This is a genomic window from Paraburkholderia sp. RL17-347-BIC-D, assembly GCF_046027915.1.
Classification (GTDB): Bacteria; Pseudomonadota; Gammaproteobacteria; order Burkholderiales; family Burkholderiaceae; genus Paraburkholderia.
The window spans coordinates 71,321-91,091 of the sequence record NZ_JARESS010000032.1 but is presented as its reverse complement, the minus strand read 5'-3'; the positions used below and the strand labels follow the sequence as shown (position 1 = coordinate 91,091).

16 protein-coding genes and 2 pseudogenes are annotated in these 19,771 nt (G+C 59.8%); 11 read left to right on the top strand and 7 right to left on the bottom strand.

Annotated elements, in window-relative coordinates; genetic code table 11:
- Nucleotides 1-349: 349 nt before the first annotated feature.
- The 5 genes and pseudogenes from P0D96_RS32580 (at nt 350) to P0D96_RS32560 (ending at nt 4,998) form a co-directional block, all read left to right on the top strand.
- Entirely contained in the window at nt 350-634 is a 285-nt protein-coding gene (locus P0D96_RS32580) for a hypothetical protein (protein WP_408317629.1), read from the top strand.
- Nucleotides 635-1,352: 718 nt separating this feature from the next.
- Nucleotides 1,353-2,255 (top strand): SDR family oxidoreductase, encoded by a 903-nt coding sequence (locus P0D96_RS32575; RefSeq protein ID WP_408317627.1) that lies wholly within the window; start codon nt 1,353-1,355, stop codon nt 2,253-2,255.
- An 83-nt stretch (nt 2,256-2,338) separates the two neighbouring features.
- Nucleotides 2,339-3,262 (top strand): annotated as a pseudogene (locus P0D96_RS32570) (phosphatidylserine decarboxylase family protein); the annotation flags it as partial.
- 39 nt (nt 3,263-3,301) lie between these two features.
- Nucleotides 3,302-4,036 carry an IS6 family transposase gene (locus P0D96_RS32565; RefSeq protein ID WP_408182913.1) on the top strand — a complete coding sequence of 245 codons (735 nt, stop codon included), beginning with the start codon at nt 3,302-3,304 and terminating at the stop codon, nt 4,034-4,036.
- Nucleotides 4,037-4,044: 8 nt separating this feature from the next.
- Nucleotides 4,045-4,998 (top strand): tyrosine-type recombinase/integrase, encoded by a 954-nt coding sequence (locus P0D96_RS32560; protein WP_408317625.1) that lies wholly within the window; start codon nt 4,045-4,047, stop codon nt 4,996-4,998.
- A gap of 37 nt (nt 4,999-5,035) precedes the next feature.
- Here the strand turns inward: P0D96_RS32560 and P0D96_RS32555 are convergent.
- Nucleotides 5,036-5,170, bottom strand: a pseudogene (locus P0D96_RS32555) (IS5/IS1182 family transposase); the annotation flags it as partial.
- An 890-nt stretch (nt 5,171-6,060) separates the two neighbouring features.
- On the opposite strand from P0D96_RS32555, the gene P0D96_RS32550 reads away from it, so the two are divergent.
- From P0D96_RS32550 to P0D96_RS32525, 6 genes are all read left to right on the top strand, one after another.
- Nucleotides 6,061-6,471, top strand: a complete 411-nt coding sequence (locus P0D96_RS32550; RefSeq protein ID WP_408183625.1) for a (R)-mandelonitrile lyase — start codon at nt 6,061-6,063, stop codon at nt 6,469-6,471.
- 83 nt (nt 6,472-6,554) lie between these two features.
- On the top strand, nt 6,555-6,953 hold the full coding sequence (locus tag P0D96_RS32545; RefSeq protein ID WP_408317639.1) for a (R)-mandelonitrile lyase: 399 nt from the start codon (nt 6,555-6,557) through the stop codon (nt 6,951-6,953).
- Between the two features lie 91 nt (nt 6,954-7,044).
- Nucleotides 7,045-7,743 (top strand): carboxymuconolactone decarboxylase family protein, encoded by a 699-nt coding sequence (locus P0D96_RS32540; protein ID WP_408183627.1) that lies wholly within the window; start codon nt 7,045-7,047, stop codon nt 7,741-7,743.
- 7 nt (nt 7,744-7,750) lie between these two features.
- Nucleotides 7,751-8,107, top strand: coding sequence for a cyclophilin-like fold protein (locus tag P0D96_RS32535; protein ID WP_408183628.1), 357 nt, complete (start codon nt 7,751-7,753; stop codon nt 8,105-8,107).
- Nucleotides 8,108-8,153: 46 nt separating this feature from the next.
- Complete coding sequence (locus tag P0D96_RS32530; RefSeq protein WP_408317623.1) at nt 8,154-8,921, top strand: SDR family oxidoreductase; 768 nt, start codon at nt 8,154-8,156, stop codon at nt 8,919-8,921.
- A 105-nt stretch (nt 8,922-9,026) separates the two neighbouring features.
- Nucleotides 9,027-10,229, top strand: a complete 1,203-nt coding sequence (locus P0D96_RS32525) for an MFS transporter (RefSeq protein ID WP_408317621.1) — start codon at nt 9,027-9,029, stop codon at nt 10,227-10,229.
- A 125-nt stretch (nt 10,230-10,354) separates the two neighbouring features.
- Here P0D96_RS32525 and P0D96_RS32520 read toward each other — a convergent pair whose 3' ends face one another.
- The 6 genes from P0D96_RS32520 to P0D96_RS32495 all read right to left on the bottom strand — a co-directional run bounded on the left by P0D96_RS32520 (nt 10,355) and on the right by P0D96_RS32495 (nt 19,592).
- Nucleotides 10,355-11,680 (bottom strand): MFS transporter, encoded by a 1,326-nt coding sequence (locus P0D96_RS32520; protein WP_408317619.1) that lies wholly within the window; start codon nt 11,678-11,680, stop codon nt 10,355-10,357.
- Nucleotides 11,681-12,186: 506 nt separating this feature from the next.
- Complete coding sequence (locus tag P0D96_RS32515; protein WP_408317617.1) at nt 12,187-13,428, bottom strand: ABC transporter permease; 1,242 nt, start codon at nt 13,426-13,428, stop codon at nt 12,187-12,189.
- Nucleotides 13,429-13,439: 11 nt separating this feature from the next.
- Nucleotides 13,440-14,978, bottom strand: a complete 1,539-nt coding sequence (locus tag P0D96_RS32510) for a sugar ABC transporter ATP-binding protein (RefSeq protein WP_408317615.1) — start codon at nt 14,976-14,978, stop codon at nt 13,440-13,442.
- 39 nt (nt 14,979-15,017) lie between these two features.
- Nucleotides 15,018-15,986, bottom strand: coding sequence for a sugar ABC transporter substrate-binding protein (locus tag P0D96_RS32505; RefSeq protein WP_408317613.1), 969 nt, complete (start codon nt 15,984-15,986; stop codon nt 15,018-15,020).
- A 360-nt stretch (nt 15,987-16,346) separates the two neighbouring features.
- A complete protein-coding gene (locus tag P0D96_RS32500) occupies nt 16,347-17,825 on the bottom strand; it encodes an NAD-dependent succinate-semialdehyde dehydrogenase (RefSeq protein ID WP_408317611.1) in 1,479 nt (492 codons plus the stop codon).
- A 90-nt stretch (nt 17,826-17,915) separates the two neighbouring features.
- Nucleotides 17,916-19,592 (bottom strand): GMC family oxidoreductase, encoded by a 1,677-nt coding sequence (locus P0D96_RS32495; protein WP_408317609.1) that lies wholly within the window; start codon nt 19,590-19,592, stop codon nt 17,916-17,918.
- Nucleotides 19,593-19,771 lie beyond the last annotated feature (179 nt).

Below are 19,771 nucleotides of genomic sequence, written 5' to 3'. Positions count from 1 at the left end.
CAAAAATAGCAAAAAATTTTTCAGAACGCGGCGCCTGCAGTCCGATGCTGGCGCAGTAGTTTCACCTATGGGGCCGTCCTGCCTGGCAGAAGCCGCGCCGGCGGGCGCGGGAACGCAAGTGGCTTCGTTAGCCGCGGTGTATATGTAGAAATGGCCCGTCATTTGCTCTGGTGACGATCGTTATTTGAACGCCGAAGGGTTAATCGCCTTGGCGCTGGTCCGTGATGGCGTCTGCCCAACTGCAGAAACAAAGCCCTGCAAACTTGACCCAGGGAGGAGCACTAGCGAACACGATCGGATGATTCCATGGTTGGTTTTCAAATCTCAATAGCCTGGTATGGAGGTGATCATGAAATGCGGGTACCTTGGGTGGATCATTGATGCAACCCCGGAATTCTCCTGTGGGAAATTCTTCGCACGCTCGCGACTGGTCCGCGTTTCCGCGGACGAGGATGTAGACGGCGAAATGCACATCGAGCGCAATCTTTCGTGGTTCGACACTGAGGAAGAGGCGATCGAGGTAGCGCAACAATGGGCGTTTATGTGGATATGCGATCACAACGGTAGCTTCGCTGGCAGTCAGTTCCAACCGCCGACGAACCTAACGGGCATTTCGGCCCAAACGCCAGCCTGATGAAGCGCAGGGTAAGTCATGTCGCAGAATGTTACTCGTGTAGCCTATGACCTGTCGGGTTCGAATTAATCCAGACTCCTGTACTCATCAGCGTAATGAGCCGCCCATCAAACATCCGGCCCATTATGCTGGGCGCCCGCGACATCGCTGATAGGCGAACGACAGTTAACCTTTTATTCGACATTCGCTCGCTCGACAAAATCGTCAAGCGTGCCATGGTTATCCCGCGTCGCCGTCCCTCCGGCTTACTGCTCGGTTACGCGTGGAAAACGCGCTCGGGCAGCCGTGGAATCCCTGCTCGATTTGCCGGGGAATCGACGCTCGGCTTGCTGTGGAATCCGTGCTCGATTTGCCGTGGAATCAGCGTTCGGTTTGGCGTGGAATACGCAGGCGCAAAAGACAGATGACGACCGGACGCGCCCACGGGCCCGCCGGACGAGGAAGGCTGGCATGTGGAACGTCCGTTGTTCATCGTTGCCACCTGGGCATTCATGGCGATTCATGAACTGCGGTTCGGATTCCGCATGGCTACTTTGCCCATCGTAATGGACGGGTATGGTCCAGCCAGGCTGGCCTGTCAATTGCGGCCCGGGTGCCCCGTCGCAACGTGTGTGTGTAATGCCAACATCGGCGAGGAATGCGAATTGCGGACGCTCCTATTTTCCGCCTGCCCGCTGTAGTCCAGCGGCGGCGATGAGTCCTTAACCGGAGAGTGAAAATGGGCAAAACCTTCGATCAGTTCACGATGCAGGATCCGACGACACAATATCCGGGGCCGGAATTCGAAAAGCAGCCGCAGCCGGCGCCCGGCCTCGCCAGAGACATGAAGCCGAAGCCGGACCATGGAGAAACAAGCTACAAGGGTTTTGGCCGGTTGGCCGGGCGTCGGGCGCTCATCACCGGCGCTGACAGCGGCATCGGCAGGGCCGTGGCGATCGCTTTTGCAAGGGAAGGCGCGGATCTCGTCCTCAATTACCTACCCAGTGAAGAAGCGGACGCGCAGGAAGTTTTGCAACTGGCGACGAAGGAGGGCCGTAAGGTCCTTGCCATTCCGGGTGATGTCGGACATGAAAAATTTTGCAAAAGTCTCGTTGATCAAACTGTCGAGGGGCTTGGCGGGATAGATATTCTGGTCAACGTGGCTGGCAAACAGCACGCGGTTGAGAACATCGCAGACCTCACTACCGAGCAGTTCGAGGCGACCTTCCGTACGAATGTCTTCGCGATGTTCTGGCTGTGTAAGGCGGCGCTACCGCATATGCCACCCGGCGCGACGATTATCAATACGAGTTCGATCCAGAGTTACCAGCCAAGTCCGCTTCTGCTCGACTACGCCTCGACGAAGGCCGCAATCACCGCGTTTACGCACGGGCTCGCCAAACAGGTTGCCGGAAAAGGCATCCGCGTCAACGCTGTCGCGCCCGGACCCGTATGGACGCCGTTGCAGCCCAGCGGGGGGCAGCCGCAGGAGAAAGTCATGCGCTTCGGAGCCGAGGTTCCAATGAAGCGTCCCGGTCAGCCCGCGGAACTCGCGCCGATCTATGTGCTGCTCGCATCGCAGGAATCCAGCTTTGTGACCGGCGAAATTTATGGTGTCACGGGCGGGAACCATCTGCCTTGAGCTGCTTCCGATAGCGAACACGAGACGGCCTTGGACGCCCCTCGTCAATTCTTTGCGTTGCGCAACACACGGGAGAACAGGTGATGGCAACCGGATCAGACACGATGATCGACGAACGACGGCGGCTGGGGGGCTGGCTACCCTCCAGAGAGGCGGCGCTCGCCAAATTCAGAAAGAATCTCGCCGCGCGTGCCCGCGAGCGCGCCGGCGGGGCGCCGCGGGCGAGCGTTGTCCAGGAACTCGCGGCGCTTGTCAATGACGATCCTGTGCTTCGCATGGATCTCGCGCGGGCCATTGATGACGCGTCGTCCGCCGGCTATGAGCTCGGCTATTCAACGATCGACGAGTTGATGCTATTAATCGACTATGTGATGACGTATGCGCCGCCGTTCAGCGAGTCCAGCCTCATCATCTGTCCATTGAACGCGTTGCTCGACTGGCCGATGTGTATGCCCTCCGGATATTCGCTCTTCCGGGACCCCGCGTTCAACGCCCAACTGAAGCGCGTGCTGGGCGTCTGGTGTGGATTCCTGAGCGGCCCTTATTCGCGTAGTCACCTGAATACTGCATCGCCCAACGGATGGTTCTGCCCCGAAGCAGTCAAGAAAATTGGCATGCCGGATTTCGAGTGTGATCCGCAACAGCCATTTTGGGGCTTCGCGTCGTGGAATGACTTTTTTACGCGCCGGTTTCTGCCCGACGCACGACCGGTCGCTTCTCCGGCTGACGACAAGATTATCATCAGCGCCTGCGAAGCGTCGCCCTATAACGTCCAGCAGGACGTCAGACTTCACGATCGCTTCTGGATCAAATCGCAACCGTACTCATTGCAGGACATGTTCACGGCGTGTCAACGCGATCTCGCGCAACGGTTCGTGGGGGGCTCGGTCTATCAGGCGTTTCTCAGTGCCTACAACTATCATCGCTGGCATGCGCCCGTCAGCGGCACCATATCAAAGGCATATCACATCGATGGCACCTACTACTCCGACGCGGAGTCGGAAGGGCACTGTCACGTTGCTGGGTCGGTCGAGTAAGATCGCGTGATGAATAATGCAAAATCGCTTTACCACGGTCACCGCTTTCCTGCGGCGGTCATCAGTTGCGCGGTGCGCTGGTATTTCAGGTTTCAGCTCAGTCTGCGTGACATCGAAGAACTGCTGTTCGAGCGCGGGGTTGTCGTCAGTTACGAAACGGTCCGACGCTGGGCCGACAAGTTCGGCGCGAGGTTCGCGCATCGCGTCAAGGCTGCACGTCGCAAGCCCGGCACCACATGGCATCTTGACGAAGTATTCGTGACGTTGCGCGGCGAGCCTTACCTGTTGTGGCGCGCCGTCGACCAGCACGGTGCTGAACTCGATATCCTGCTACAGAAGCGCCGTGACAAGGCGGCAGCGAAGCGGTTTTTCAAGCGCGTGCTTGCCTCGTGCCATGAGACACCACGCAAGATTGTGACCGACCAGTTGAGAAGCTATCCGGCGGCGAAAGCCGAGATTCCCGTGCTGGCTCACGTCAGGCACGTCTTCGTCAAAGCCAGCGCGCGGATCAATAACCGGGCTGAAAACAGCCATCAACCGACGCGCGAGCGTGAGCGACGCATGCGTGGCTTCCGCGATCCTGAACGCACGCAGGCATTCTTATCGAGCTTCGGTCCGATCCGGCAGCACTTCGCACTCAAGCGACACCTGCTACGCGCCTCACTCTATCGCAAACAGCTTGCCGCACGCTTCGCCGCCTGGCATTGTTTGACTGAGGCTACCCAAAATCCGCCCGTTTTGTGAGCAAGCGCGTGTCCGCTCCGTTATTGCGTCGCGAACAATTTAACGTGACAGTGCCGTTTCGCCAGTTCCTGCAGGATCCGCAGCCGCACGCACGCTGGGTCGCCGACGGCGGGCGCAAGTACCCGCGCCATGACGCGCGCTGGCGACCGTTCTACAAAACGCTGCGGCCGAGCAGCCAGTACCAGGCGATGGTGATCATCAACGCGCTGTTCGCGTGGCTCGTCGAAGCCGGCTATCTGGCCGGCAACCCCCTGTCACTGTCGCGCCAGCGCGCGCGCCGTTCAAAGCCACGCATCACACGCTATCTCGACCGCGAGTTGTGGCAGGACGTGAAGCTGTATATTGACAGCCTGCCGAAGGACACGCCGCGCGAGCGGGAGCGCTACCTGCGCGCGCGGTGGCTGTTCACGCTGTTCTATCTCGGCGGCCTGCGGATTTCGGAGGTGGGCGGCAACACGATGGGCGGCTTCTTCTGCCGGCGCGACGCCGACGGTCATGAGCGCTGGTGGCTCGAAGTGCTGGGCAAGGGCGACAAGGAAGGACTGGTGCCCGCCTCGGCGGAAATGATGGTTGAGCTTGGCCGTTACCGGCGCGAGCGCGGCCTGTCCGCCCTGCCCGCCAGGCACGAGGACACCCCACTCGTGCTGCCGCTGGGCAAATCCATGAAGCCGCTGACGCGCGCGGCGCTGCACACCATCGTCAAGGATATTTTTGCCGGCGCGGCCGGGCGGCTCCGGCTGCGCGGCGACGAATTCGCGGGACAGGCGGAGCAGCTCGAACAGGCCTCCGCGCACTGGCTGCGCCACACCGCCGGATCGCATATGGCCGACGGCGGCGCGGATCTGCGGACCGTGCGGGACAACCTGCGTCATGCATCACTGACGAGTACCAACCCCTACCTGCACACGTCTGACGACGAGCGCCACCGCGAAACCGAGGAAAAGCACCGCATCAACTGGTAAAGTCTCGCCCGAACCGTCAGTAACGCGTCGTCGCGGCGGCATCGTTGATCATGACCTTGGCCGCTTCCCGGTCGGCATGTCCGTGAGCACAGCTCAGCCGGGCATTGACCACCAGCCCATGGTGGTTGGCGGTCAGCGTATGGCCCACGTAACGCCAATCGCTGGCAGCTTGGGCGTTGCTGACGCGAACGCCTCAGCGACGACATTCGGTGTGATCGAACTCAGGATCGGTAGTGCGCGCTCGCACCCCCCTCATCCGGCCCAACCTTGTGCAAAAGGTTTGGACAGTTTGCGTTCTCCGTGCCCCGTCAATCTGTGCATCAAAAATCTACGTCGCGGACCCGACTCCGTGTCATTCGAGCGGACACCGGTCTGTCTTCGGCAAATACAGGTACGGTCGAGCGTCTTGTGTGTGAAAGCGACGCGACGACTTATCAGTATGACTGTTTCAGCGCGTCGATGACTACCGAAACGGCCGTTGACGTCCGACGGCGGCTCGCGTAGTAAAAGTGATATCCAACATAGGTTGGATACCAGCTCTCAAGCATCCCGACCAGCCGTCCGGTACGTACGTGCTCCTCCGTGAGATCCTTCGGCAAATAGGCAGCCTGAATCTTCCACAGCGGCATCGAGCATTTGATACCTCAAGTTAAATACGGGTTGCCCGTCGACGCGAACTTGCCCCGCTGATTCCCTTTGCACAGAGACCAGGACATCAAGGATTCTCGAGCGGGAAGGCGAAGATGCGCGGGCTTAGACACGCCTAAGTGAGCCGCGGCCCGAGTGGAATTCCGCTCTCGTGCGCCGTTGCGGAGGCAAACAGGTCGTTCAGACTTTCCCAAATCATTTATGCCCCTCCTGCATAAGTGCATGCCGATTTTGCCAACTTATCAGCTACAGGATCGGAGTCTACACTGGACGTCGTAACGCGAACGACGCGGACGACGCCGCTGCGAACGACGCTTTCCGCTATGTATTGGCGTCTCGCCTTGGCAGTAGGCATCGCCAGAAAGCGCAATCTTCCCGCACATAAACCATTTGAAACGTTGAAAAGGTACGATTATGGAACTCAAGCGCGCGGGCTCCCAGCCCTCTATGAAAGGCCCTGACGAATGGTTCACGGGCACAGTGTGGATCGACCCGCTGAACGCTCCACCTCCTCCGGCGCGAGTCTCCTGCGCAAGCGTCACGTTTGAGCCCGGCGCGCGTAGCGCATGGCATACGCACCCACTCGGTCAGACGCTACTTGTGACGGCTGGCTGCGGCTGGACGCAATGCGAAGGCGAGACGCGCGTCGAGATCCGCGCGGGCGACGTCATCTGGTGCCCGCCCGGCCATAAGCACTGGCACGGCGCCACACCGACGACTTCGATGACGCACATCGCCATTCAGGAAGCGCTTGACGGCAAGAACGTCAACTGGCTGGAGAAAGTGACAGACGAGCAGTACCTCGGCAGCGGCGAGCAGAAATGAAGAAGCTGGCGGCAATCATCGGCGTCTGTGCGCTGAGCTGCGCTCCGCTGGCGGCACCCGTCGCCGCTGCCGAGCTCCAAGGTATAACGGTCGCGCACAGCGGGTCGCAGTCTTCCGTGCAGGGCGGAACGCAGCGCTTTACCGGCCAGATTCGGATCGATCCGCTCTTTCACCCGGAGCCGCCTTCACGCCTGTCCGGCGGCATGGTCACCTTCGAGCCGGGCGCCCGTACTGCGTGGCACACGCACCCTCTCGGTCAGACGCTGATCATCACGTCCGGACGCGGCTGGGTTCAACAATCGGGCCACGAGCGGCAGCAGATCGTCGCCGGCGACGTCGTGTCGGTCCCCGCTGGCGTCAAACACTGGCACGGCGCGACGTCCACGACCGGTATGACTCATATCGCGCTTCAGGAGGCGCTTGATGGCAAAAACGTCAACTGGCTCGAACAGGTCACCGATGAGCAATACAGCAAGCCGTAACAACAGAGTCCTCCACCTGTCGCAGCACATTGCAGCGGCAGGTCTCGCGATCCTCGCGTCCGGCTGCGCACATACGCAAAGGACTGAAACCATGCAACCGCCATCCCTCGCCGACCTGAAGTCGGTTTCGCCTGCCTTCGAGCGCTACACGAGGCAGACTGTGCTCGACGGTCTGTGGAAGCGGCCGCAACTCTCGCCGCGTGACCGAAGCGTCGTGACGCTTTCGGTGCTGGTCGCTCGCGGCCAGACCGTCGAGATGCCGTTTCATTTCAGGCTTGCGCTCGACAACGGCGTGAAGCCTGCTGAAATTTCGGAGATGATCGCTCACCTGGCCTTCTACTCGGGGTGGGCCAATGCTACTGCCGCGTCGGGCGTCGCCAAGCACATCTTCGATGAGCGCGGCATTGGCCTCGATCAGATCCCTCCTGCCGATGTGACGCTGCTGCCTTTGAACCAGGCAGCCGAAAACCAACGCGCGCAGGTGGTCGGGGAAACTTTCGGGGCGGTCGCGCCTGGCGTGGTCGAGTACACAACCGATGCGCTGTTCCGCGACCTCTGGCTTCGTCCGGGGCTCGCGCCGCGAGATCGCAGCCTGGTGACGGTCAGCGCGCTCGTCGCAAACGGTCAGGTCGCACAGATTCCCTATCACCTGAACCGCGCGATGGACAATGGGTTGAGCCAAAACGAAGCGTCCGAAGTGCTGACGCAATTGGCGTTCTACGCCGGATGGCCTAACGTCTTTTCGGCGATGCCGGTGTTCAAGGACGTGTTTTCAAAGCGCCCGGCGTGAGGCAGCGATGCAGCTTGTGATCGACATCGAAGGCGTCGGGGCGGTTAGCGCTGAACTGGACGACAGTTCAGCGGCCCGCGATTTCGCGTCCTTGCTTCCGCTTTCCCTCACGTTGCAGGACTACGCCGGGACGGAAAAGGTCAGCGATCTGCCGAGACGCCTTTCGACTGATGACGCACCGGCGGGATGCAATGCCGACGCCGGCGACCTGACCTACTATGCGCCTTGGGGCAATCTGGCGATCTTTCATAAGCAATTCGAATATGCCGACGGCCTTGTGAAGCTCGGCCGGATAGCGCCGGAAAGCGTCGATGCACTGAAAACGTCGGGCCCGCTGAAGGTGACGATTCGGAAGGATCACTGACGGATGGGTCAGGACGTCCTGAACATCACATGAAAAGGAGCAAGCCATGAATGTCATCTACGACTTCAAGGGAAAAGTTGGGTTCGTGACTGGAGCGGCAATGGGCATGGGCCTGGCCACAGCCCGCGCGTTCGCGCAAAGCGGCGCGTCAGTCGTGCTGGCAGACCGCGACGGCGATCTCGCGAGACAGCAGGCGGCACAGATCGTTAAGGAAGGCGGCATTGCCATCGGCGTCGCCTGCGACGTGACGGACGAGGACCAGGTCGCCGCCGCGGTTGACCGAACAGTTGCCGAATACGGCTCTCTGGATATGGCGTTCAATAACGCAGGCATCCAGGTGCCGCCAAGCGATGCAGCCGACGAGCCGGCGGACAGCTTCCATCGTGTCACGGCGGTCAATCAGTTCGGTGTATGGGTTTGCATGAAGCACGAGTTGCAAATCATGCGCGCGCAAGGCTCGGGCGCAATCGTGAACTGCTCATCCCTCGGTGGATTGGTCGGCTTGCCTGGGCGTGCGTCTTATCACGGTACCAAGCACGCAGTTCTAGGCATGACCAAAAGCGCCGGCGTGGAGTACGCGCCCCGTGGCATCCGGATTAACGCGGTGTGCCCTGGCACGATCGATACCCCAATGGTGCAGGACATGCTAAAGGGGCAGTCGGAAGTCATGGCCGTCATCATGAAAGAGCAGTCTATCGGGCGACTCGGTCGGCCTGAGGAAGTTGCTGCCGCAGTACTGTGGCTGTGCAGTCCGGGGGCGAGCTTTGTGATCGGCGTTGGTCTGCCCGTCGATGGGGGCTTCACCGCCCATTGACACCGCGCGCAGATCGCAGTCGAAGCGGCTATCGTCGGAATAGCGAGGCACGCTCTCAAACGCTTTACAAGAAATCCCTGGATACATAATGTAGAGGCGCATCGTATGGCTGAGTCACCTTCAGCGGAAGCTGCCGGACAGTCCGTTGTTGCAACGCTGGTGCCGGTGATGGCCGCAGTGCTCGCCGGCTTCCTCATCATCGGTGTAGCGCTTCCGGTACTGCCCTTACACGTGAACAACAATCTGGGGTTCGGTCCATTCGTTGTTGGCCTCGTGGCCGGTGCGCAGTTCGCCGCGTCGCTGTTCTCGCGTGTCTGGGCGGGATCGTATTCCGACAGACGCGGCGCAAAGCGCGGCGTGCTCATCGGCCTCATTGCCGCAGCCGCGGCAGGGCTGCTGTACTCGCTGTCGCTCGCCTTCGTGAAGGTGCCGACGCTCTCCGTTTCGATCCTGCTTTTCGGCCGAGCGGTTCTCGGCGGGGCGGAAAGCTTCATCATTACAGGGGGCGTCGCTTGGGGGCTTGGTCTCGTCCACAGCCGACATGCCGGGAAAGTTATCGCCTGGGTGGGAACAGCCATGTTCGCAGCAATGGCGCTGGGCGGTCCCATTGGGACCACTCTCTACACGTCGTTCGGTTTTTTAGCGATCGCGCTTGTGACCGCGCTACTGCCGTTGATGGTGCTAGCTTATCTGGTCCGGACACCCGCAGTCGCGCCGCACGCCCACGGGGAACATGCCTCCTTCAATACGATCATTAGCGCCGTCTGGCTGCCCGGACTCGGCGCGGCGCTCGCCAGTATCGGTTACTGCGCAATCCTGGCGTTCAGTTCGCTGTTCTTTACCGTTATGCACTGGCAGCCTGTGTGGATGCCCTTCACCGCCTTTGGCGTCGCACTGATCGCGGCGCGCGCGATTGGAGGCCATCTTCCCGACCGTTTCGGAGGAGCAAGAGTCGCTTCCGTCTTCGTCATCGTCGAAGCCATAGGCCTGCTGCTCATGTGGCTGGCCGGGACGAGCCTGGTCGCGTCAGTAGGGGCGGCCGTTGCCGGTTTCGGTTATTCACTCGTTTATCCGGGGCTCGGCGTCGAGGCAGTCAGCGGCATAACGCCCAGGAATCGCGGAATGGCGATGGGCCTTTACACCGCCTTTCTGGATGTGGCGATGGCGATAGGAAGCCCGACCCTTGGGTGGGTCGGCGGCCACGCAGGACTGCGTGCAGTCTTCATGGTCAGCGCGGTGACCGTTGCCTGCACCGCCGGCGTGGCCATTCAACTGCTACATAAGCGCAAGGATCGCGTAGCCGCGTAATTGCAGAACACGGCCGTTAGTGCTCCGCCGGCCCCGTTCAGCTCAGCCGCCGATAGACGTGGTCACTCAGGAATCCTAACAGGCCGATGCCCGTTTCAGTCCGGTCGAAGCGGGCACGGGCGAAATTATCTCGCTTCATGTACGGCGCCAGTAGCGCGCTCATCGGACGCCGGACAGGTGGCGGTACGCAGACTCACGCCTTTCGTCTCGGGCACGAACTGAGTCATGATGAGACAGGCAACCGCGACTACTGCAACGTAGTAAGCAGGCGCAAGCGGCGATCCAAACGCGCGGACCAGAAGTGTGCCGATCAAAGGTGTCGTCCCTCCGAACACGGCCACGGTGACTTGATACGAAATCGCGTGTCCCGTCGCACGGAATGACGTCGGGAAGAACTCGGGCGCGGCGACGAAGCATGCACCACCATACAGTCCGACTCCCACAACCAGCAGGAGCTGACCGACCAACGCGCCCGTAATTGTGCCCGTTGCCGCCAGATAAATACCGGGATAGGCAGCGAAAGCCAACCATGCAGCCCCGAAAGTGAGTATGGGCTTACGACCGAAGCGGTCGCTCAACATTCCTCCGAGCGGAATCATGAACGACAGCACAACGACGGCGGCGGCGTTCGTGAAAAGCGCCGATGTCGGATCGAGCTTCGCAACACGCACGAGAAACGTGTACATAAACCCCAGTACCAGATACGAGCCCACGGTCTGAACAGGCTGAATCATCGCTACGTTGAGCATGCCCTTCAGACCTCCTTCCCGGATCGCGGTAAGAAGAGGATTCTTCGGATGTGTCTTGCGTGTCGCTTGCTTGAATTCATCGGGCTCGTCGAGATTGCGCCGCAGCCAGAAGCCCACGATGCCGATAAGTCCACCGGCAAGAAAGGGGACGCGCCAAACCCAGTCGGCATATGAAGTCGCGCCTGCCGCAAATTGGAGGCCGATCAGGAGAATTGCCACCAAAGCATTGGGCAGATGCGAAAAGATCAGAGTCAAACCGATCCAACCGCCTCTACGGTCCTCCGGCGCGGATTCGAGGATGAAGCTGGTGGTGCCCGTCGTCTCGCCGCCGAGCGCAAGACCTTGCGCAATCCGGCATACGACAAGAAGAATAGGGGCTGCAATTCCAATACTGGCATAAGTGGGCAGGAGGCCAATTACGGCGGTGCCAAGCGCCATCAGCCAGACGGTGGTCGCCATGACCTGTACACGCCCGACCTTGTCCGCGATCACGCCGAACATCAATCCCCCCAGCGGCCTGGCGAAGAACGCTACGGCGTAGACGGCGAAAGTACTCAGAAGCGCTGCGGTACGGTCGCTGCCGGGGAAGAAATGGGCCGCCAAGATCGGAACGGAGAATCCGAAAACTGCGAAGTCGTAGATTTCTCCAAAATTGCCGATAGAACCGGCCGAAAGCGTTCGAATGGTACTTTGCCTGGCCACGTCAATCCTCCCCACTAGCTTCATATTTGATGCAACAGGCAACGAGCGTTGGCGCGCAGAGCGAGAACCCGCCGCCGCGTGCTACGGTCGAGCAATCCACTCGAACTGTCACGAACGCGCGCTAGGCCCGGGCGCTCCGCTAGATCAGTCGGCTGAGACGAAGGATGTCAGGCAGCCCGAAATCACTCACGCTGGGTTGACTGTGACCACGAGAAAGCGCTACCTTCACTGCGATTTCGTAAGCCAGGTATCGCTCGCGTAACAACGCGCTGAGTCCCTGCGAAATGATCTCCCTCTCAGCTGGCGTTAGAACACCGGGCGCGCTGAAATCAAGACATGCCATGAACGTCTCCTGAACTGGGCTCGATCCAGGATGGATCCGATCGCGTTGATACGCATCGATGCGGGTTGGCTCTGCATAGTCCCGGGCATACCGGCGGAGGACTCGGCGGCCATTTGTCGACCTTTACGGCCAAACACAAGCGCATCGTCTCATCGGATAGATACTAGCGCTTACGGCGGCGTGATCCGCCGACCGTATAAATAGCGGCCGCCGTCACAACAACCGTTCCTTCGATGACGCCCTGATAGTTCGCACCCAGGTTGAGGATGTTGAACCCGTTCGTCAGGGTGAACAGGAGCAGCGCGCCTGCAAGGGTCTTGATAACGGAACCCGCGCCGCCAAACAGAGAAGTCCCGCCGAGGATCGCCGAGGCGATAACAGTCAACTCTGCGCCTTGCATCGCAGTTGGGTTGACCGCTCCCAGGCGACTGCCGAACAACACGCCGCCGAAACCCGCCGCCGCACTGCAAAGGATGAAGCCAGCCATCTTGTAGCGCTTGACATTGATCCCAGACAAGCGCGCCGCCTCGGGATTGCCGCCTACCGCATAGACTCGCCGACCGATGCTCGTCATGCTCAGGACAAACCAGACAATCGCCGTGAAAATCGCCATATATACGACGGGTTTTGGCAACGCAAGTGACAGTCCACCGGCCCAGACGAGAGCAAGGCAGCATATTCCGCCAGCGATCATGCCAAAGGATGTCGCAGGGATATTGCGTGCTTCGCGACGTGCTCGCAGCAGGAACCAACAACCCGCCAACAACAGCGCAGCACCAATGAGGATGAGGGGAATGGCGACGGGCAGGCGGCCTGATTCGAACGTCCGCATAGCCTGCAACGCCTCGGGCGTATCAACCGACAAAGACCGGCCATCGGTGTAGATTTGAACCACACCGCGGATGGCGGTCAACGTCCCCAACGTAACAATAAACGCATTGATTCCCAGGTATTGGACGATCGCACCGTTCAACAGGCCCGCCAGGATCGAGACGAGCATCGCAACGAGCGCCGCCGGCCAGAACCCGAGCGTGTCGGACAGACCCACGAGCACCGCTGCCGAAAGCGCCGCCACCGACGCAACCGAAAGGTCGAAATTACCAGTAATCAGAATCACCGTCATGGCGACAGCGATGATGGCCACCAGTGACGACTGATACAGGACGTTGGAGATGTTCGCCACGCTCAGGTAACTGGGCCTGCCGGTATAGGCGGTGACGCCAGAGATAGTCAGTACCAGCAGGATTAGCGCATAGTAAACGCCCATCTCGCGAAGACTGAGCAATCGTCGCCAATCGGTCATTTGTGCTTGCGCCATTTGAGAAACGCCGTTCGTCGGCCCGCCTGGGGATTCATTGCCGTCACCAGACGGTCCGGAATGGGTTGAAGTCGTCAGGTTTATCATTACTCTCTCTTTCAAGATTGCGCGCCTGCGCGTTGCTCGCTAGCCGGGTTCGCACTCTTGCCGCCCGCCAACAACATCAGTTCATGCTCGGACGTCTCGTGGCCAGCGCGCTCAGCAATACAACGCCCGTCGCGCATAACGAGGATCCGGCTGCTCACTGCCAGGAGCTCCTCGAATTCGGACGAAACCATGATTACCGCTTTGCCCGCTGCAGCAAGCTCGCGCACGAGCAGCAGAACGTCTGTCTTGGCTCCAATGTCGATGCCTGCGGTCGGCTCGTCCAGTAAGAACACCTTCACATCGCTGAATAGCCACTTGGCAATCGTTACTTTCTGCGCATTGCCCCCGCTGAGCTCCGTCACAAGGATGTCCGGCGAATTCGCCTTGATCGACAGGCGCCGGATCGCCTCCGCGCCGCGCTTGCGCTCTCGCGCCGGATCCGGCAACCAGCGTCCTCGTGAAACGCCGCTGAGTGCGGGGAGCGTTGTGTTGCGCCAGATCTCGAACCCGGGGACGAGACCTTGTTCCATACGGTCTTCTGGAACTAACCCGAGCCCGGCTTTCACTGCTGCAGCCGTCGATTTCCCAATTGATCGACCCTCGACCAGCACGTTACCGGTGGCATCGGGGTCCGCACCAAAAATCGCATGTAGAAGCTCACTACGACCTGATCCAAGCAGCCCCGCGATTCCCACGACCTCGCCCGCACGTACTTTCAACGAGATGGTTTCGAGATTGTCGGGAGACGCGACGTCTTTGAGCTCAAGCACCACAGGCGCGCTCAAATCAACTGGCTGCGTTGCCGCCCGCTCCAGTGCAACGATTTGCCGTCCAACGATAGCTTCTGCAAGACGCGATTCGTCAAGCTCAGACGTTTCCGCATCGACGACTGCTTGCCCATCACGAAGTATGGTGACCCTGTCTGTGAGCGCCATGACCTCGTCCAGAAAATGCGACACGAATAGAATCGCTTTATCTTCGACGCGGGATAGGTGCCGCACGATCTGGTAGACGACCTCACGCTCACTTGCTGCGAGGGACGCCGTCGGCTCGTCCATCACGATCAGGTCGGCGCCCGTTCCAAGCGCCTGCAGAATCGCGACCATCTGGCGTTGGCCGATGGACAGGTCGCTCACGAGCCCGTCAGGATGAAGCCAATACCCGACTCGCCGACAGAGATCAGAAAAACGCGTGCGAATGACCGTGCTACGGCGCCACCGGCTTTCCTCTCCCATGAATACATTCTCAAGCACCGAAAGCGTTGGCACGAGGGGAATGTGCTGATGAATCGTAGCAATCCCCATGTCGTTCGCGGCTTTCGGACTCGAGTACTCAACTGGCGTCCCCTTCCAGACGATTCGTCCGCCCGTAGCGGGAAACGAGCCCGACAGGATCTTGATCAGCGTTGATTTGCCCGCGCCGTTCGCGCCGAGCAACCCGTGAACCGTTCCGCGCGAGACGTTGAGGTTGACTCCGCGCAGCGCGGTCAGACCATTCGGGAATGTCTTCGTCACGCCCTGCAATTGCAAAAGCGGGATTTCATTTTCCATTTGGCTGCCTCCTCCTACTTCAGTTGACATCAACCTTGCTTACCACTCGGGCACGCATTGGGACAGGGTGGCCTTCGTGACTTGAGGGGTGTCAACATCGACAAACTGTGCTTTCGGCGCGCCCGGGTTAGTCACCGCCGCATACAAGGCCTTGAACGCGAGTGCGCCCATTTTTCCAGGCTGGATGCAAACCGTGCCGTCCACATCGCCAGCCTTGATGGCGTTGATACCAAGCCGCGATCCGCCTCGACTGACGAGCTTGGCGTGGGAACCCGCCGCATGTACAGCTCGAGCGCAGCCAATGACCATGTCGTCGGCCTGGTTGAAGAAAAGGTCAACGTCCGGGTGTGCAGACAGCATGTTCTGGCAGACAGACTCCCCTTTCTCAGGAGTCCAGTCGGTGGGCTGCGAGGCGACGATCTGATACTTGATGCCGGCCTTGTCGAGTCCTTCCTTGAAGCCTTTTGTCACCTGCCATACCGTCGGGTAGCCAGGCGCTCCCTCGACGATCGCGATATTCGCTGTCCGCCCCTTCGGCAGTAAGGTTGCGGCAATCTGTGCCGCATCGTATCCGGCGTGCACCTCATCGCTTGCGACCAGTGCACTTAACTTCGGATAGACGTCTTTGATTGGATGCTTTTGCGGATCACCGACTTGCGTCGCGACCGCTACGAACGGGATGTTGTGGGATGCGGCGCGGTCAACCCAGGATTGAGCAACCACCGCGTCGATTGGAAGAACCGCGATCCCGTCGACCTTTTGAGCGATGAGGTCGTCAACCGCATTTCCCTGCCTTTCGACGCTTGTCTTCGCGTCAAGGACAATCGTTTTGACGCCCGCCGCCTTCGCTGCCGCCTCAAATCCTTTCGCTGCTGCGACATTGAAGGGATACTGCATGCCTGCGGCCACGTAGCCCAGCGTGATGTCCTTGGCGATGGCGGCATCTGTCACAAGCGCCAAAACGCCGGCCACGCCGATCAGTGCCACTTTCCTGACGTACTTTTTCATTACTGTCTCCACATTTAGTTTGTTTGCTGGCCGCAGATCTGTCCAGGCATGCCTGTACAAGTCATGCGGTCGTCTCTCTGTGTGCCCCGCTGTTTTCTCGAACCGACCGCTCGAAAGCGATGGTCAAGATGCCTGCGCCGCTATCACCACTGGGGGATGCAACTTGATACGTTTTCTTTTGTTACGCCTGGTGTGTCTATTTCGATGAACTTGCCCTTTGGCGTCAGGGGGTTCGTTACAGCAGCGTAGAGTGCCTTGGCCGCATGCTGGCCCATCCTTTCGGGCTCGACACAGACCGTGCCGTCCATGTCCCCCCGTTTTGATCGCATTGATTCCACGCCGCAATACCTGCGTGCTTCGTCAGATGCGTACTGTCTTTTGCAACACTGTCTTCGTGACCATGTATGCATCCAGCGTCGACGGGCCTCCTTCCCGTCCGATTCCGCTGTCCTTGACTCCGCCAAAAGGCGTGTCTGCGTCTGGCGTACCGAAGTGGTTGATGGACAACACGCCACATTCGAGCTCACGACTGATCTGCTCGGCATCCTGAATGGAGTTAGTGAATGCGTAGGCTGCCAGGCCGACCGATAGGCTGTTTGCAAGCGCAATAGCCTCCCCCAGATCGTCTACACGCACGCACGCTGCGAGAGGACCGAAAGGCTCGATCGTCATCGCATCTGCGTCGATGGGTACATCAGCCAGTACCGTCGGTTCGAAGAAATAGCCTCGATCTCCGATACGGGCGCCCCCCGCGGCAACTCGGGCGCCGCGCTGTTTAGCGTCTGCTACCAGCCCCTGCATCGCGGAAAGTCGGCGCGCACTTGCGACTGGACCCATTTGCGCGTTCTTGCTGAACCCGTCGCCGACTCGCACCTCTCGCACCGCATCCGCGAAAGCGGCCACGAAATCGTCGTACACACTGCTATGAACGATAAATCGGGAAGGAGATGCGCAGATCTGGCCGCTGGCGTTCGTCTTGCCCCGTGCCGCCAGTCGTCCGACGGCAGCACCATCTATACCTTCGCATACGAGTACTGGAGCATGCCCGCCCAACTCCATGAGCACGGGCTTCATCGCCGCAGCCGCCAACTGCGTCAGATGCTTTCCAACTGCAACCGAGCCGGTAAACGTCACCAATCGAATTACCGGAGACGCAATGAGGGTCGACGAAATTTCCGCGGGGTTGCCGAACACGAGATTCAACACGCCGGTAGGAAGACCTGCATCCTCAAAGGCTTTTACGAGGAGGCACGCGGTGGCAGGCGTTTCCTCCGCTGCTTTCAGGATGACGGAGCACCCCGCCGACAAGGCCGCACTTACCTTGCGCGCTGCAGAACTGATAGGCACGTTCCAGGGCGTGAACGCTGCCACCGGACCAATCGGCTGTCGCAGAATGAACTTCTGCATTTGCGATTCGCCGGGAACGATCAACCCGTAATCACGCAGTGACTGGGCCGCGTTCCACTCGAAAAAGTTCATCGAGCGGTCGGCCTCCGCATAGGCGTCGGAATACAGCTTCCCGTTTTCCAATGTGATCGTCGTAGCGATGAGTTCCAGTCGCTCGCGCATCAGCGCCGTGGCTTTCTGAATGACCTTGACGCGTTGCTGAGGCGGCGTGTCACGCCACGCCAGGAAACCCCGCGCCGCTGCATCCAAAGCACGCGCGAGGTCCTCGCCGGTCGCCTTCGGCACTTTACCCAATACTTCTTCGGTGGCCGGGTTTCTTACTTCGACGGCCGTTTCCCGGTCATAGATCCACTCGCCGTCGATGTAAAGGCCGACGCGAGGGTATTCCGCTTGCACCTTGTTTTCAGCACTCTGATGACTTGCAGTTAACATCGATGACATCCCTGTTCGCTTACGTTGACCAAGCGCACCCCGAGCATGCTCGCGGTCGCTGTGTTGACTATCTATCGTCAGCCGACGCACTCATTTAACCGCCACGGCAGCGCCCTCTTTCGCCGCACTTGCGGCGGGCGCTGCCGCCTCACCGGTGATGCGGCGAGGGACCGCGTCCTTCAGAATCATGTCTGCCGCCTTCACGCCGATCATGATCGTCGGCGCATTCGTGTTGCCGGATGTGAGATGCGGCATGATGGACGCGTCAGCCACCCGCAACCGTTCGACACCTCGCACGCGCAAACGCTCATCCACTACCGCGAGCCTGTCGCGTCCCATCTTGCAGGTGCCAGCCTGGTGGTGCGCTGAATTTCCAGTCATCTCCATCCAGTCGAGAATCTGCTGGTCCGTCTTCACCACAGGGCCAGGAATCTGTTCTTCGATAACGCGCGATGCAATGGGCTCGGTGGACATGATTTGCCGGATCAGCTTTACGCCCGCGAGCATGGCCCGATTGTCATCGCCGTTACTCAGGAAGTTCGGCTTGAATACGGCCGGGTCGGCCGGATTTGCCGAGCGTAACGTCACGGTGCCGGTAGCACGCGGCCGCAAGAGGTAAACGGAGACGCCCATGCCAGGCTCGCGTTCAACTTCACACTCTCCGCCCGGGAAGTACGTGAAGGTCATCGGCCTGAAGCTGATCTGCAGGTCTGCGTAGGGTTCTTCCGGACGGCTTTTCACAAAGGCCCCCACTTGCGACGAGCCGAGCGCCAGGTAACCCTTGCGGGTCAACAGGTAACGCACCCCTTCCAGGTACTTCCTGATGCCGCTCAACTCCAGGTTGTAGGAACTATCTGGGGTCGAGCGATAGCTTCCATGCACGTAGAAATGATCTTGCAGATTGAGTCCGACCCCCGGGCTCTCAACAAGAGTTTCGATGCCATGCCGTTGCAATTCTTCGCGAGGTCCAATGCCTGACAGCATGAGCACTTGCGGAGAATTGAGCGATCCGGCCGACAAAATAACTTCTCGCGCCGCATTAAAAGTCTGACGTTCTCCGTTCAGGAGAACTTGTACTCCCGTTGCTACGTTACCCTTCAGCACAATGCTCTGCACTGCGGCGCCAGTCAGCACAGTCAGGTTCGGCCGATTGCGAACGGGCTTGACGAACGCGGTGTAGGCGGAGTAACGGCGGCCACCACGAGTGGTGTGCTGCATGAAGCCGACACCGTCATGTACCGCGCCGTTGATATCTTCCGTCCGAGGAATGCCCAGACGCTCCGTAGCTGCGATGAAATCATGCGAGCTTGGTACTTTCACGACGGGATCGCTGATCCACAACGGACCACCGGCGCCACGATAGTCATCCGCCCCGCGCTCGTTATGCTCCATCTTCTTGAAGTACGGCAGCACATCGTCGTAGCCCCAGCCAGGGTTTCCCCCGTCTCTCCAGCTATCGAAATCATTGCGGTGGCCACGGATGAAAATCATCCCGTTGATGGAACTGGAGCCGCCCAGCGTCTTACCCCGAGGCCAGTACATCTTCCGATTGCGGAGTGCTGGCATCGGGTCGGTAAAGTAATTCCAGTTCAGTTCTTTGTGAAAATACAGCTTCGCCATACCGGCAGGCGTAGTCACCCAGAACCTGTCAGCAGGCGGCCCTGCTTCCAGCAGCAACACCTTGTTACCAGGGTTGTCACTGAGCCCCCGGGCGAGCGCGCAGCCGGCCGATCCGGCGCCGATGATGATGTAATCGTATATGTCCATGCTGATTGGCTGCTGATCGAGGAAGTCGGTGTCTCCGTTTGTTGAAGGTTATTTCGGAGGTGTCGGTTAGGCTAGTCGCTTTTTCTGGCCGTGAGGGTAAGCATCGCTAAACCTAAGATCGGATTTCCCGTTGACCGCCTGTAGAGGCCCCGTTGAGCATCCTCTGCCCGCCGACAGAG